Here is a 14,944-nt window from a genome sequence, read left to right as displayed (position 1 = left end):
TCAGGCTCCTTGCGTGAGGGAGTTGGCGGTTCTGACGCCAGCAGGCGCCGTTGCGGCGGTGACGTGCGGCATCACGCTGAACACGCTGGTCTCCTCGCTGGGCAGGGGATGCTCGGTGCGTGTTTCCAGCCAGAAGCGCTGCAGCAGGTTCTGTGCGACCTGCAGGCGGTAGTCGGCGCTGGCGCGCATGTCGGTCAGCGGCTGATAGTCCTGCACCAGCGCTGCCTTGGCCGCCGATACGTTGTCGTGCGTCCAGGGCTTGCCCAGGAGCGCGGATTCAGCATGCTTGGCGCGGCGCACCGTCGCGGCCATGCCACCGTAGGCCAGGCGCACGTCACGCACCACGTCGCCTTCCACGGCGATCGAGAATCCTGCGCACAGCGCCGAGATGTCGCAGTCGAAGCGCTTGCTGATCTTGTAGCCACGCACTTGGTGGGACAGCATCGACAGCGGGATGGACAGGCCCTGCACGAACTCGCCTGCCTCCAGGTGGTTCTTCATGTAGTCGATATAGAAGTCCTCCAGCGGCATGCGGCGCACGCGGTCGGCCTTGCGCAGTTCGATCTGCGCGTCCAGCCCCATCAGGATCGGTGGCGAGTCACCGATGGGCGAGCCGTTGGCCACGTTGCCACCCATGGTGCCGGCATTGCGGATGGGCAGGGAGGCGAAGCGCAGCCACACGTCTTCCAGCGCGGGCCAGCGCTGCACCAGCGCCGTCCAGGCACTGGTCAGCGAGGCGCCGGCGCCGATGTAGAGCTCGCGACCCTGCGCACCGTCCTGCTCGCGCACCACCTTGAGTTCGTCCACATCACCGACAAAGAGGATGTCGCCCAGATCGCGGAACATCTTGTTGACCCACAGGCCCACGTCGGTGGAGCCTGCCAGCATGCGCGCCTGCGGATGCTCGGCACGCAGCGTGGCCAGCGCCTGCAGCGTGCGCGGGGCGAAGAAGCGGTCGCTGCGTAGGCGCGGGTTCAGACCGGCATAGGTGAAGGTTTGCTCGTCCTCGCGCAGCGCCTGCAGGGCGGCGACCACCGGGGCCGTGTTCAGCTGGACCTGCGGCAGATCGAACATGCGCTGGCCGGCGTCCAGGATGGGGCGATAGCCGGTGCAGCGGCACAGGTTGCCCGACAGGTCATCCGCCAACTGCTGGCGCGACGGCTGCGTGCCGCAAGCGCCGTGCTTTTCATAGGTGGACCACAGCGACATCACGAAGCCGGGGGTGCAGAAGCCGCATTGCGAGCCATGGCAATCCACCATGGCCTGCTGCACAGGGTGTAGCTGCGTTGCCGGTTTGGCGAGCGCGGCCACAGCGGGCATTTCCTGGGCGGGAGCAGGGTCGGCGTCGAGTGCCAGCTGCTTGATGTCTTCCACCGTGAACAGTGCCTTGCCATGCAAGGTGGGAAGGAACTGGATGCAGGCATTCACGGTGCGCAGCGACAGTCCCCGGACGGCAGACTCCGGTGCGTCGGTATGTTCGGGCAGTTCGCCAATGACCACCGTGCAGGCACCGCAGTCGCCCTCGTTGCAACCCTCCTTGGTGCCTGTGCAGTGTGCGTCCTCGCGCAGCCAGTCGAGAACGCTGCGAGTGGGATGCACATCGTGCACTTCGACGACGGCGCCGCGGTGGAAGAATCGAATCGGTTGAGTGGACATGGGGCGGCTCTGATAATCGAAAGAACGCAGCAAAGTTAGCCGCTTTTGGTTCCAGGTGCATATGGCATGGGTAACAGTTCCTATCTGCTGTCGAATATGGTGCAAAGGACATCTTTCGCCAAGATAGGCTGACTGCCTGGTGCGGCCACAGAGACGGCCGCCGCGGGCTGGCCTCAGGGTCGGCCTGCCTCGCAGGGCAACACCACTACCCGCGAATCATGCCCATGACATCTCAACTCCCTCGCCGGCTCGCATTGCGCGGTGACTTGCTGGACTTCACCGGCATGCCTGAATGGGCCACGATCGAGACGCCTGCTGTCCGTTTCCGTCCCGACCACTGGGTGCTGATCGAGGACGGCCGCATCGTCGGTGCTCAACCCGCAGCACAACCTCCGGATGAAAGCTGGGAGCGGCATGACTACCGTGGCAGGCTGGTGTTGCCCGGGTTCATCGACACCCATGTGCACAGCCCGCAGATCGACATGATCGCCAGCTATGGCACGGAACTGCTGGACTGGCTCAACACCTATACCTTTCCCGCCGAAATGTGCTTTGCCAATCCGGCGGTCGCGCATGCGGGGGCGGCGCGCTTTCTGGATGCACTGCTGGAGAGCGGCACCACCAGCGCCGTGGTGTTTCCGACGGTGCACAAGGGCAGTGCGGAAGCATTGTTTGCCGGTGCCAGCGCCCGCGGCATGCGCCTGGTCACCGGCAAGGTCTTGATGGACCGCAATGCCCCGCCAAGCCTGTGCGATGACGTCGTCAAGGCTGAGCGTGATTGCGTGGACCTGATCGAGCGCTGGCATGGGGTGGGGCGCAACTCCTATGCGGTGACGGTGCGGTTCGCCCCGACCAGCACCCCTGAGCAGCTGCAGATGGCCGGACAACTGTGCGCGGCTTATCCCACGACGTACATGCAGACCCACGTGGCGGAAAATCGCGACGAGGTGAAATGGGTGCAGTCGCTGTTTCCGGAAGCGCGCAGCTATCTGGATGTATATACCCGGGCCGGGCTGCTGTACTCGCGCAGCGTGCTGGCGCACGGCATCTGGCTGGACGACAACGATCGCGCGGCCATCCGCGACTCCGGTGCGCAGGTGGCGCATAGCCCGTCATCCAACCTGTTCCTGGGCAGCGGCCTGTTTGACTGGAATGGTGCGGTGCAGGCGGGTGCCAACGTCAGCATGGCCAGTGACGTGGGGGCCGGAACCAGCCTGTCCATGCAGCGCACACTAGCCGACGCCTACAAGATTCAGGCTTTGAACGGACAGCGGCTGACAGCCTGGAAGGCCCTGCACAGCGCCACGCGCGGCGCCGCGCAGGCGCTGGGGCTGGAGCGTGAAATCGGCTCCTTCGACATTGGCTGCACCGCCGACGTGTGCGTTTGGGACTGGGCCCGGGGCCTGGTGGCCGAGCGGCGCGACCAGCTAGTGCGGGACCTGCATGAGCGTGTGTTTGCCTGGCTGACCCTGTCAGATGAACGCAATCTGGTAGCGGCCTACGTAGCTGGCGTGAAACGCCACGCCGCAGATGCCGCCACAGCGGCGCAGCAGGAGGTGGCACTACCAGCGTAATCCACCAGCACCGCGCGAGATCCGCGCACCGCACCGCTTATCCACAACAAAGGGCGACCGCAGCCATGCACCTGACAGGCGCGGTACACGCCATCGGAGACAACCTATGTTAGAGAAATACTTCAAGCTGAAGGAGCACGGAACCGACGTGCGCACTGAGATCCTAGCGGGATTGACGACCTTCCTGACGATGGCCTACATCATCTTCGTCAACCCGTCGATTCTGGGCGCGGCCGGCATGCCGCAGGAGTCTGTGTTCGTGGCCACCTGCGTGATCGCAGCACTGGGCACGGCCGTCATGGGCCTGTATGCCAACTATCCCATCGCACTGGCTCCTGGCATGGGCCTGAACGCCTACTTCGCGTTCGTCGTGGTCGGTGCGATGGGCTATACGTGGCAGACCGCGCTGGGCGCCGTGTTCATTTCGGGCTGCCTGTTCCTGCTGGTGACGCTGTTTCGCATCCGCGAGCTCATCGTGCAGGGCATTCCGCAGTCGCTGCGCATCACCATCGTGGTGGGTATCGGCATGTTCCTCGCCCTGATTGCGCTGAAGAGCGCCGGTGTGGTGGTCGCTTCCGAGGCCACGCTGGTCACCCTGGGTGACCTGCATCAGCCGGCTGTCATCCTGTCGGTGGTCGGCTTCCTGCTCATCGTTGTGCTGGACCGCTTCCGCGTGCCGGGCGCCATCCTGATCGGCATCGTGACGGTGACCGTGCTGTCGTTCTTCTTCGCCGATAACAAGTTTGGCGGCGTGTTCGCGCCTCCGCCGTCGATCTCGCCCACGTTCATGCAGCTGGATATTGCCGGCGCGCTCAAGGGCGGGGTAGTCAACGTGGTGCTGGTGTTCTTCTTGGTCGAATTGTTCGACGCCACGGGCACGCTGATGGGCGTGGCCAAGCGTGCGGGCCTGCTGGTTCCCGGACGCATGGAGCGTATCAACAAGGCACTTTTGGCTGACAGTGCAGCCATCTTTGCAGGTTCGCTGCTGGGCACATCCAGCACTACGGCATACGCCGAGAGCGCTGCCGGCGTGCAGGCTGGCGGCCGCACCGGCCTGACCGCGCTGACCGTCGCCGTGCTGTTCCTGGCCTGCCTGTTCATCTCGCCATTGGCAGGTGTCGTGCCAGCCTACGCGACAGCACCGGCGCTGTTCTTCGTGGCCTGCCTGATGCTGAGCGAGCTGACCGAGCTGAACTGGGCCGAGCCTACGGATGCGATTCCTGGGGTGATCACCGCGCTGATGATGCCCTTCACCTACAACGTCGCCAACGGCCTGGCATTCGGCTTCATCTCCTATGCGGCCCTGAAGCTGTTCACCGGCCGAGTCAGGGAGGTGCACTGGATGACATGGTTGATTGCTATCCTGTTCATGGTGAAGTTCATCTTTATCGGCGGACACTGACAGGTGCGGATGCAAGGCCAGGCCGGTTCCCGGAGCTGTACTGGCATGCGATTCGCCATGAATCGCCATTTGACAATGCTTCTTGCGCCGCGTCAGCCGTGCAAGGGGCATTGCGCATTGAAAAGCGATTCAATACAAGTCGACCTATACAGGTGCGCAACGAAAAAAACCCAAGTGATCATGAATCACTTGGGCTTTTTTTCGTGTGTTCCTGGTCGGGGTGAGAGGATTCGAACCTCCGGCCTCTACGTCCCGAACGTAGCGCTCTACCAGGCTAAGCTACACCCCGAAAGCTGTTGCAGGCCCTGAAGGTATTCCTTCAGGTGCGCCGCTCAAGCAGCTGAGCCGCCAATTGTAGCAAACCTTCGGCGTAAGAATTGGAAGGAAGTTTGCGTGCTGCATCGATGGCCAGTTGTGCCTGCGCGGCGGCGGCCTGGCGCGTGGCTTCCAGGGCTCCGGTCTGGCGGATGATGGCGACTACTGCCGGCAGTTCGTCAGTTGATCCGGTCTCGATCACCGTGCGCAGCAGCTGGCGCTGGGCGGTGTCGCCGCGCTGCATGGCGATGATCAGCGGCAGCGTGACCTTGCCCTCGCGCAGGTCGTCGCCCAGGTTCTTGCCCATTTCCTGTGCGTCACCGTCATAGTCCAGTACGTCGTCGATGACCTGAAAGGCGGTGCCCAGGGCCTGTCCGTATTCAGCGCAGGCCTGCTCGATCTCGGCGTTGCTCCCAGCCAAAATAGCCGCCAGACGGGCGCTGGCCTCGAACAGCTTGGCAGTTTTGGAGCGGATGACGCTCAGGTAGCCCGCCTCGTCCAGCGACGCATCATGGGTGTTCATGAGCTGCTGCACCTCGCCCTCGGCGATGATGTTGGTTGCCTCCGACAGCACCTGCATCACGCGCATGTCCTCAGCGTCGACCATCATCTGAAAAGCGCGCGAGTACAGAAAATCACCCACCAGCACGCTCGCCGGGTTGCCGAAACTCTCGTTGGCCGTGGCGCGGCCTCGGCGCAGCGTCGACTCGTCCACCACATCGTCGTGCAGCAGCGTGGCCGTGTGGATGAATTCCACCACTGCTGCCAGGTTGAAGCGCTGCGCGCCGCGGTACTCGAGGGCGCCGGCCACCAGCAGCAGCAGCGCCGGGCGCAGGCGCTTGCCGCCGGCGGAAATGATGTAGCGCGCCACCTGCCCCACCAGCGGGACGCTGGAATGCAGGCGCTGGGCGATGACGTTGTCCACTTCGCGCATGTCCCCGGCGATGAGTGCCAGGGCGGCGGTGGTGCTGGGATGAGGGGCTGCCAAGGTGTGGGCCGGTTGGTGCAAAGCCTCCGATTATAGGAAGGGCATTGCGCCCGTCACCTTGAGAAGGTAGAAGGCTATGCGCACGCGTTCAGGCGCCGCCAATTGGTGTTTTTCAGGTGCCGTAGTACAATCGCGGGTTCCGCAAAATCCGTTTGCGGAACTCAACTGAACGAGGTTTACATGTACGCGGTCATAAAAACCGGTGGCAAGCAGTATCGCGTTGCCGCTGGCGAAAAAATCAAGGTAGAACAGATTGCTGCGGATGTGGGCCAGGAAATCGTGATCGACCAGGTTCTGGCTGTCGGCAACGGCACCGAGCTGACGGTGGGCACGCCCCTGGTATCCGGCGCAAGCGTCAAGGCCACGGTCGTGGCCCATGGCAAGCACGACAAGGTGCGCATCTTCAAGCTGCGCCGTCGCAAGCACTACCAGAAGCACCAGGGCCATCGTCAGCAGTTCACCGAACTGCAGATCGAGGCGATTGCCGCTTGATGGGTTGATAACCAGGAGAAATTCTCATGGCACAGAAAAAAGGCGGCGGCTCTACGCGAAACGGGCGCGATTCCAAGCCCAAGATGCTCGGTGTGAAGGCTTTCGGCGGTGAGCTGGTCAGCGCCGGTTCGATCATCGTGCGCCAGCGCGGCACGCGCATGCACCCTGGCGTGAACGTCGGCGTGGGCAAGGACCACACCCTGTTCGCGCTGGTGGACGGCCATGTGTCGTTCAGCACCAAGGGCGCACTGTCCAAGCATATGGTCAACGTGACCCCGGCCTAAGAGCACTTCGCTGCCTTCGGCCTGATGCGCAAAGCCCCGCTGGTCGGGGCTTTGCTGTTGGTGCGCCGGCCTTTCTGCCCCTGCCGTATTTTGTAGACTGCACCCCCATGAAATTTGTCGACGAGGCCTTCATCGACGTTGCCGCAGGCGACGGTGGCAACGGCTGCGTGTCGTTCCGCCACGAGAAATACAAGGAATTTGGCGGTCCTGACGGCGGCGACGGTGGCCGGGGCGGTCATGTGTTCGCGCTGGCCGACCCGAATCTGAACACCCTGGTGGACTACCGCTACTCGCGCCGGCATGAGGCCAAGCGTGGCGGGCACGGCATGGGCTCGGACATGTTTGGCGCCGCTGGCTCGGACATCACGCTGAAGATGCCGGTGGGCACCATCATCAGCGACGCCACCACCGGCGAGGTGCTGCACGAGCTGCTGACGCCAGGTGAGTTGATCACCATCGCCAAGGGCGGCGATGGCGGCTTCGGCAACCTGCGCTTCAAGAGTTCGATCAACCGCGCGCCGCGCCAGAAGACGCCCGGCTGGCCGGGCGAGCGCAAGAACCTGAAGCTGGAGCTGAAGGTGCTGGCCGACGTCGGCCTGCTGGGCATGCCCAATGCCGGCAAGTCGACCTTCATCGCCGCTGTCTCCAATGCCCGGCCGAAAATTGCCGACTACCCGTTCACTACCCTGCATCCCAACCTGGGCGTGGTGCGCGTCGGCCCCGAGCAGAGCTTCGTCGTCGCCGACATTCCAGGCCTGATCGAAGGCGCCTCGGAGGGCGCCGGCCTGGGGCACCAGTTCCTGCGCCATCTGCAGCGCACGCGGCTGCTGCTGCACGTGGTCGACCTGGCGCCGTTCGACGAGGGCGTGGACCCGGTCGCGCAGGCCAGGGCCATCGTCGCCGAGCTGAAGAAATACGACCCCGAGCTGCATGCCAAGCCGCGCTGGCTGGTGTTGAACAAGCTGGACATGGTGCCTGCGGAGGAGCGCGCCGCGCGCGTGCAGGACTTCGTCAAGCGTTTCAAGTGGAAGGGGCCGGTGTTCGAGATCTCGGCGCTCACGCGCGAGGGCTGCGAACCGCTGATCAAGACCATCTACCAGCACGTGCGCGCCCAGCAACTGGTGGAGAACGCTCCTGCCGGCGAGGTGGATCCGCGTTTTGCCGGCGAGGACGTGCCGCGCACCTGATCGCGCTTCTCACTATAAAAACAGTAGCTGCATGCCCATATGAAACATGGGCTGGGGCCTGATTTCATTCAAATATGACAACCCCTGTACTGCACGACGCCCGGCGCATCGTGGTCAAGGTCGGCTCCAGCCTAGTCACCAACGAGGGCCGCGGCCTGGACGAGGCCGCGATCGGCGAATGGAGCCGCCAGCTGGCGGCACTGGTGCGCGGCGAGGGCGGCGCGGCGCGCGAGGTCATCATGGTCTCCAGCGGCGCCATCGCCGAAGGCATGAAGCGCCTGGGCTGGGCGCAGCGTCCGAGCGAAGTGAATGAGCTGCAGGCCGCCGCCGCCGTCGGGCAGATGGGCCTGGCGCAGATGTACGAGACCAAGCTGCGCGAGCAGGGCATGGGCAGCGCCCAGGTGCTGCTGACCCACGCCGACCTGGCCGACCGCGAGCGCTACCTGAATGCACGCTCCACGCTGCTCACGCTGCTGCGCCTGGGCGTGGTGCCGGTCATCAACGAGAACGACACCGTGGTCACCGACGAGATCAAGTTCGGCGACAACGACACTCTGGGCGCGCTGGTGGCCAACCTAGTGGAGGCCGATGCGCTGGTCATCCTCACCGACCAGAAGGGCCTGTACACCGCCGACCCGCGGCGCGAGCCGAACGCGCAGTTCGTGCACGAGGCACGTGCCGGCGACCCCGCGCTGGAGGCCATGGCCGGCGGCGCCGGCTCCAGCATTGGCAGGGGCGGCATGCTGACCAAGATCATCGCCGCCAAGCGCGCTGCCGGCTCGGGGGCCTCGACGGTGATTGCCTGGGGCCGTGAGCGCGACGTGCTGCTGCGCCTGGCACGCGGCGAGGCCATCGGCACCCTGCTGGTCGCGCAGACCGCCAAGAACCATGCGCGCAAGCAGTGGATGGCCGATCATCTGCAGCTGCGCGGCGCGGTGACGGTGGATGCCGGCGCCGCAGCCAAGCTGCAAGGCGAGGGCAAGAGCCTGTTGCCCATTGGCATGGTGGCGGTGGCGGGAGACTTTTCGCGCGGCGACGTGATCGCCGTGCGCGATGCCGGAGGCACGGAAATCGCCCGCGGCCTGGCCAACTACGCCAGCAGCGAGGCGCGCCTGCTGTGCCGCAAGCCATCGTCGGAGTTCGAGCGCCTGCTGGGCTATGCCGCCGAGCCGGAGATGGTGCACCGCGACAACATGGTGTTGATGCAGCGTTGATGCACCAGGCCAGGGTCGCCCGGGTAAGGTTCAGCCGGGGTTGCCGGCTTCCGGCTTGGGTACGCTTGCCGGGCCAAGTGTCCCCAGGCCAGGCGTTCCAGTCTGGGGGTCTGGATCGAAACTGGCGCCAGGCGGCAGCTCCACTCCAGGCTTGACCAGCATGCCGCTGCCGCCACGGTGCGTGGCCATGGGCAGGCCATCGATGTCGCGCGCGCGCATGCCGCTGCGCAGATAGCGGTTGCGCTGCTCGTGACGGGGCACGAAGCGCGAGAGTTCGGTCAGCGCCATCTCGTAGACGCCGCGCTTGAACTCGACCACCACGTCCAGCGGCACCCAGTATTCGTTCCACCGCCAGGCATCGAACTCGGGGTGGTTGGTGGCACGCAGGTTCAGGTCCCAGTCATGACCCAGCAACTGCAGCAGATACCAGATCTGCTTCTGGCCCCGGTAATGGCCGCGCGCGTCGCGGCGGATGAAGCGGTCCGGCACCTCGTAGCGCAACCAGTCGCGGGTACGGGCAATAACACGCACATGGTTGGGCTGTAGTCCGACTTCTTCGTGAAGCTCGCGGAACATCGCCTGTTCCGGTGTCTCGCCTCGGTCGATGCCCCCTTGCGGGAACTGCCAGCTGTGGGTGCGTATGCGCTTGCCCCAGAATACCTGGTTCTTCTGGTTGAGCAGGATGATGCCGACGTTAGGGCGAAAACCGTCCCGGTCGAGCATAATCTGACCCCAAATTTTTCAAACTGTTGGTCATTATGCACGCCCCCCAGCGGGCGGCAAGCCAGCCCAGCCGCAGTGCTGCCGGATCCGTTCGATGAAAGCTTCCCAATTCTTCGTTTCCACTCTGAAAGAGGCGCCCGCCGATGCCGAAGTGGTCAGCCACCGGCTGATGACGCGCGCCGGACTTATCAAGAAACTGGGGGCGGGTATCTACACCTACATGCCCATGGGACTGCGCGTGATCCGCAAGGTGGAAGCCATCGTGCGCGAGGAAATGAACCGCGCCGGCGCCGTGGAGTGCACCATGCCCGTGGTGCAGCCGGCCGAGCTGTGGCAGGAGACCGGCCGCTTCGAGAAGATGGGTCCTGAATTGCTGCGCATCCAGGACCGGCATGGACGCGATTTCATCGTGCAGCCGACCAGCGAGGAGGTGGTCACCGACATCGCCCGCCAGGAGCTGCGCAGCTACAAGCAGCTGCCGAAGAATTTCTACCAGATCCAGACCAAGTTCCGTGACGAGCGCCGTCCGCGCTTCGGCCTGATGCGCGGACGCGAGTTCATCATGAAGGATGCGTATTCCTTCGACCGCGACCCGGCCGGCGCGCAGGCCAGCTACCAGGCGATGGCGCAGGCCTATCGCCGCATCTTCGATCGCTTCGGCCTGAAATACCGCGCCGTGGCCGCCGACTCGGGCGCGATCGGTGGCGACCTGAGCGAGGAGTTCCAGGTGATTGCCGCCACCGGCGAGGACGCCATCGTCTATTGCCCGGACAGCGACTACGCTGCCAACATGGAAAAGGCCGAGGCGGCTGCCCCGGCCGGCCCGCGCCCGGCGCCGGCCCAGGCACGCACGCTGACGCCCACGCCCGGCAAGGCCACCTGCGCCGACGTGGCCGCGCTGCTGGGCGTGCCGCTGTCGAGCACGGTGAAGTCGCTGGTGCTGGCCACCGACGTGCTGAACGACGCGGGCGAACCCGCCGGCGTGCAGGTCTGGCTGCTGCTGCTGCGCGGCGACCATGACATGAACGAGATCAAGGTCTCCAAGGTGCCGGGGCTGGACGCGGGTTTCCGCTTCGCCACCGTGCCCGAGATCGAGGAGCACTTCGGCGCCAAGCCCGGCTATCTCGGCCCGTTGGATCTGAAGAAGCCGGTGAAGATCGTCGCCGACCGCGAGGTCGCCGTGATGGCCGACTGGATCTGTGGCGCCAACCAGGTGGACCACCACATCACCGGCGTGAACTGGGGCCGCGACCTGCCCGAGCCCCGTGCCGTGGCCGACCTGCGCAACGTGGTGGCCGGCGACCGTTCGCCGGACGGGCGCGGGGAACTCGCCATCGAGCGCGGCATCGAAGTCGGCCATGTGTTCTACCTGGGCACCAAGTACTCCAAGGCCATGGGCGCCACATTCCTGAACGAGGACGGCAAGCCGGCGTTCTTCGAAATGGGCTGCTACGGCATCGGCGTGACGCGCCTGCCGGCCGCGGCCATCGAGCAGAACCACGACGAGCGCGGCATCATCTGGCCCGACGCCATCGCCCCCTTCACCGTGGTGCTGTGCCCCATCGGCATGGACCGCAGCGAGACCGTAAAGGCAGCCGCCGAGCAGCTGCACATGGATTTACTCGCCGCCGGTGTCGATGTGTTGCTGGATGACCGCGGCGAACGCCCGGGCGCTATGTTCGCTGACTGGGAACTGATCGGCGTGCCGCATCGGGTGGTACTGTCCGAGCGTGGCCTGAAAGAAGGCCAGGTGGAATACCAGCACCGCCGCGATACCGCGGCCACGAAGGTGGCGGCGGCGGACATTCTGTCGTTCGTGAAGGAAAAGCTCGCAGCATGAATGCCGAGGGGATGAAAGCAGCGCTGCCGCGGCGCGGGGCGTTGTCGCGCCGCGCCTGCATGGTGTCGCTGGCCATGGGGCCGGGTGCCTGGCTGGCCGCGCCGACGCTGGCGCACGCCGGCGGGCAGCTGGAAGAGCCGCTGATCGACTCCGTGCGCGGTGCGCTGGCCTCCGCCGTGGGCGACCTGGCGCCGCCCGAGCCGCTGTTCGCCAGTACCGAGGCACGCCTGTCGTACCTGCGCTGGCTGGGCACGATGAGCGAGCGCCTGCGCAGCCGCAAGCCCGACTGGGAGGTGCGCCGCGACTTCCTGCAGACCGTCTGGTACGAGTCCAAGCGCGCCGGGCTGGACGTATCGCTGGTGCTGGGCCTGATCCAGGTGGAGAGCGCGTTCCGCAAGTTCGCCATCTCATCCGTGGGCGCGCGCGGCTACATGCAGATCATGCCGTTCTGGACACGGGCGATCGGTGATGGCGACCCGGGCAAGCTGTTCCACATGCAGACCAACCTGCGCTTCGGCTGCGTCATCCTGCGACACTACCTGGAGCGTGAGGAGGGCGACCTGTACCTGGCGCTGGGCCGCTACAACGGCAGCCGCGGCAAGGCGCCGTATCCCAACGCCGTGTTCGCCGCGCAGCGGAACTGGTTCTTTCAGGAGCGCACTTCGGCGGCCTGACCTGCCGGGCTGTTGCCCATGGCGGCGGCCGGCATGGCCTCGGCCGCCAGCGCATGCGGCTGCCCGACGCGCGTCACCAGCACTTGGTCGATGCGGTAGCTGTCCACGTCGATCACCTCGAACTTGTAGCCGCTCAAGGTGACGCTGTCGGTGCGCCGCGGCACGCGGCGCAGCATGACCATCAAGAAGCCCGCCAGTGTTTCGTACTCGTCGGCATGCGGCAGCTCGTCGATGGCCAGCGCGTGCAGCACATCGTCGATGGGCGTGATGCCGTCGATCAGCCAGGAGTTCTCGTCGCGGCGCACGATCTGCTCCTCGTCGGCCGGACCGACCAGATCGCCCATGACGGTGCTCATCACGTCGTTCAGCGTCACCACGCCGACCACTAGGCTGTATTCGTTGACGATGACGGCGAAGTCCTCGTGCACCTGGCGGAACTGCTCCAGCACCTCGGCCAGCGACAGCCGGTCGGGCACGATCAGCACCTTGCGCACCAAGCCGTCCTCAGCCAGCGAGATCGGCTGGTTGTTCAGTGCACGCTGGAACAGGTCCTTGGCGTCGACGTAACCCACCACGTGGTCGATGTCGGCCACACATACCGGGTAGGTGGAAAACGGCTCATTGGCGATGCGCGCGCGGATGACCGAATCCGGATCGTCGCGCAGGAAATAGGCGATGCGGTCGCGCGGCGACATGCTGCTGACCACGCTGCGCGAGTTCAGTTCGAACAGGTTCTCGATCACCTGCTGCTCGCGCGCCGCCAGCACGCCCGAGCGCGCGCCGGCCTCCATCATCGCCAGAATGTCGTCCGAGGTGACGCGCTCATCACGCTGGGAAGGCAGGCCCGACAGGCGCAGCAGCGCGTCGGCCGCGCGGCTGTACAGCCAGATGAGCGGGCGCAGCAGGCGCATGCACCACTGCATCGGCCGCACCACGCGCACCGCCATGGCTTCGGGCTGGACCATGCCCAGGCGCTTGGGCAGCAGGTCGGCGAACAGAATGAACAGCGAGGTGACGGCCAGGAACGAGGCGACGAAACCCAGCGTCTGCGCCTGTTGCGCCGGCAGCCACAGCGCCAGCAAGTCGGTGAAATACGGGCTGAGCGAGCCCTCGCCGACGATGCCGCCCAGAATGGCCACCGCGTTCAGCCCGACCTGCACCACCGTGAAATAGTCCCCGGGCTGCTCCTGCATCAGCAGCACGCGCGCAGCGCGTGCATCGCCCTCGTCGGCCATCTGGCGCAGCCGCAGCCGGCGCGAGGCTGCCAAGGACAACTCGGACACCGAGAAAAAGGCGCTGGCGGCGATCAGAAGGACGATGACGAGCAGGCTCTGGGGCAGGGTCATGAAGGCTAGCGGGGCGCGGCCGGTACAGGCCTGCCACCCCGGGTGGTGGCAATGCTGGCAGTGTAGCGGGCGGCCTGCGCATGGCCGCCCAGGGCCGCAGGCTCACTGTGTGAAGCCGATACGTGGCTTGCGTGTGCCTGAAGAGGGCGGCAGGTCTTCCGCCGCGATGGCGTCGCGTGCCGCCAGTCGGGCATTGCCGAAGCCGGTCATCAGCGCGCGGCGCATCTCGCGCGGCGCCAGCTGCGCCAGCAGGTCCAGCACGTCGTCCAGCGGCTCGGGCGCGAAGTGACGGCCCCAGTCATGCTCGGCGCGGATGCCCTGGTACAGCCGCAGGGCGATGGCGCGGGCCTGCCCGGCCGTGGGTGGCTGCACCTCGAAGATGTTCATGCGGTTCAGGATCGGGTCGGGAATCGACCGCTCGTCGTTGGCGGTGGTGATCCAGATGACCTGGCTGGCGTCGATGGCCACTTCCGCGAATTCGTCGGTGAAGCTCTGCGCCGTGTCGTGCTCCAGCAGACTGTAGAGCGCGCCCAGCGGGTCGTACTGCGCCTCGCCCGCGGCCTTGTCGATCTCGTCGACGACGATCACCGGGTTGGCGAACTCGCCCTCCACCAGCGCCTCGAAGACCTTGCCCGGGCGCGCGCCCTTCCACTGCGAGGAGGCACCCGACAGCAGCCAGCCGGCGGTCATGGAGCTCATGGGCACCAGGTTCATGCCGGTGCCCAGCAGCTCGGCCAGTTGGCGCGCGAAGTGTGTCTTGCCGATGCCCGGCGGGCCGAGCAGCAGCATGGGCGTGACCTCCAGGCCGTCACGGCTGTCCTGCGCCAGCGCAACGTGGCGCTTCACGTCGTCCAGCACCTCGGTGAAGTTGGGCAGTTGCTGGTACAGGTCGGCCATGTCGGGCACGCCCGCGGGCTTGACCTGGAAGCGCTCCGGACCGCGCTCGAGCATGCGCTCGTACACCGCGCGCAGGTTGCCGGATTCGCCGGCTGCGCCGCCGGACAGGCGTGAGAGCTTGCGTTCGACCTCGCCCGGCTGGAACACGCAGCGCATCTGCGCCACGGGCAGTGACAGGACGGGCGGCGGGGATACGAGGCTGAGGCTCGTCGTCATGGATCGCTCCTGCTGAACAAGGCGGCGTGACCGCCAGGGACACGCCACGATTCAAGCATGCGTCCCTCGCCTGGCCCGTCGGAACAATCCCGCATCGAGCGGCCAGAAAAAAACCGCTCCGAAGAGCGGTTCCTTT

13 protein-coding genes and 1 tRNA gene are annotated in these 14,944 nt (G+C 65.7%); 8 read left to right on the top strand and 6 right to left on the bottom strand.

Going from position 1 to position 14,944, the window contains the following annotated elements; genetic code table 11:
* Nucleotides 1-1,656: a xanthine dehydrogenase small subunit gene (gene xdhA, locus BLQ61_RS14490; protein WP_091571826.1), complete on the bottom strand. Its 1,656-nt coding sequence runs from the start codon at nucleotides 1,654-1,656 to the stop codon at nucleotides 1-3.
* 224 nt (nucleotides 1,657-1,880) lie between these two features.
* On the opposite strand from xdhA, the gene guaD reads away from it, so the two are divergent.
* Nucleotides 1,881-3,230, top strand: coding sequence for a guanine deaminase (guaD, locus tag BLQ61_RS14485; RefSeq protein WP_091572073.1), 1,350 nt, complete (start codon nucleotides 1,881-1,883; stop codon nucleotides 3,228-3,230).
* 106 nt (nucleotides 3,231-3,336) lie between these two features.
* Nucleotides 3,337-4,632 (top strand): NCS2 family permease, encoded by a 1,296-nt coding sequence (locus tag BLQ61_RS14480; RefSeq protein WP_091571824.1) that lies wholly within the window; start codon nucleotides 3,337-3,339, stop codon nucleotides 4,630-4,632.
* Between the two features lie 212 nt (nucleotides 4,633-4,844).
* Here BLQ61_RS14480 and BLQ61_RS14475 read toward each other — a convergent pair.
* Both BLQ61_RS14475 and BLQ61_RS14470 read right to left on the bottom strand, forming a co-directional pair.
* A tRNA-Pro gene (locus tag BLQ61_RS14475) sits at nucleotides 4,845-4,921 on the bottom strand.
* Nucleotides 4,922-4,951: 30 nt separating this feature from the next.
* Entirely contained in the window at nucleotides 4,952-5,881 is a 930-nt protein-coding gene (locus BLQ61_RS14470) for a polyprenyl synthetase family protein (RefSeq protein ID WP_091571821.1), read from the bottom strand.
* Between the two features lie 234 nt (nucleotides 5,882-6,115).
* Between BLQ61_RS14470 and rplU the strand changes: the two genes are divergently transcribed.
* From rplU to proB, 4 genes are all read left to right on the top strand, one after another.
* The gene (gene rplU, locus BLQ61_RS14465) at nucleotides 6,116-6,427 is read left to right on the top strand and encodes a 50S ribosomal protein L21 (RefSeq protein ID WP_091571818.1); all 312 of its coding nucleotides are present in this window, start codon (nucleotides 6,116-6,118) and stop codon (nucleotides 6,425-6,427) included.
* Between the two features lie 26 nt (nucleotides 6,428-6,453).
* Entirely contained in the window at nucleotides 6,454-6,711 is a 258-nt protein-coding gene (rpmA, locus tag BLQ61_RS14460) for a 50S ribosomal protein L27 (protein WP_091571815.1), read from the top strand.
* A gap of 107 nt (nucleotides 6,712-6,818) precedes the next feature.
* Nucleotides 6,819-7,898: an Obg family GTPase CgtA gene (gene cgtA / locus BLQ61_RS14455; RefSeq protein WP_091571813.1), complete on the top strand. Its 1,080-nt coding sequence runs from the start codon at nucleotides 6,819-6,821 to the stop codon at nucleotides 7,896-7,898.
* Nucleotides 7,899-7,972: 74 nt separating this feature from the next.
* Nucleotides 7,973-9,112, top strand: coding sequence for a glutamate 5-kinase (gene proB, locus BLQ61_RS14450; RefSeq protein WP_091571810.1), 1,140 nt, complete (start codon nucleotides 7,973-7,975; stop codon nucleotides 9,110-9,112).
* A gap of 30 nt (nucleotides 9,113-9,142) precedes the next feature.
* On the opposite strand, the gene BLQ61_RS14445 is transcribed toward proB, so the two are convergent.
* Entirely contained in the window at nucleotides 9,143-9,835 is a 693-nt protein-coding gene (locus BLQ61_RS14445) for an RNA pyrophosphohydrolase (protein WP_091571807.1), read from the bottom strand.
* A gap of 94 nt (nucleotides 9,836-9,929) precedes the next feature.
* Between BLQ61_RS14445 and BLQ61_RS14440 the strand changes: the two genes are divergently transcribed.
* Nucleotides 9,930-11,675: a proline--tRNA ligase gene (locus BLQ61_RS14440; RefSeq protein ID WP_091571805.1), complete on the top strand. Its 1,746-nt coding sequence runs from the start codon at nucleotides 9,930-9,932 to the stop codon at nucleotides 11,673-11,675.
* Nucleotides 11,672-12,349, top strand: a complete 678-nt coding sequence (locus BLQ61_RS14435) for a lytic transglycosylase domain-containing protein (RefSeq protein ID WP_091571802.1) — start codon at nucleotides 11,672-11,674, stop codon at nucleotides 12,347-12,349. Before BLQ61_RS14440 ends, BLQ61_RS14435 begins: the two co-directional genes overlap by 4 nt.
* Here BLQ61_RS14435 and paeA read toward each other — a convergent pair.
* Nucleotides 12,325-13,695, bottom strand: a complete 1,371-nt coding sequence (paeA, locus tag BLQ61_RS14430; RefSeq protein ID WP_091571800.1) for a polyamine export protein PaeA — start codon at nucleotides 13,693-13,695, stop codon at nucleotides 12,325-12,327. The two genes, BLQ61_RS14435 and paeA, sit on opposite strands and share 25 nt — an antisense overlap.
* A gap of 102 nt (nucleotides 13,696-13,797) precedes the next feature.
* On the bottom strand, nucleotides 13,798-14,808 hold the full coding sequence (locus BLQ61_RS14425; RefSeq protein WP_091571798.1) for an AAA family ATPase: 1,011 nt from the start codon (nucleotides 14,806-14,808) through the stop codon (nucleotides 13,798-13,800).
* Nucleotides 14,809-14,944 lie beyond the last annotated feature (136 nt).

The sequence above is a fragment of the Oryzisolibacter propanilivorax genome, from assembly GCF_900103645.1.
GTDB lineage: Bacteria > Pseudomonadota > Gammaproteobacteria > Burkholderiales > Burkholderiaceae_C > Melaminivora > Melaminivora propanilivorax.
The sequence above is the reverse complement of the archived record's forward strand: the minus strand, read 5'-3'. Positions and strand labels throughout refer to the sequence as shown.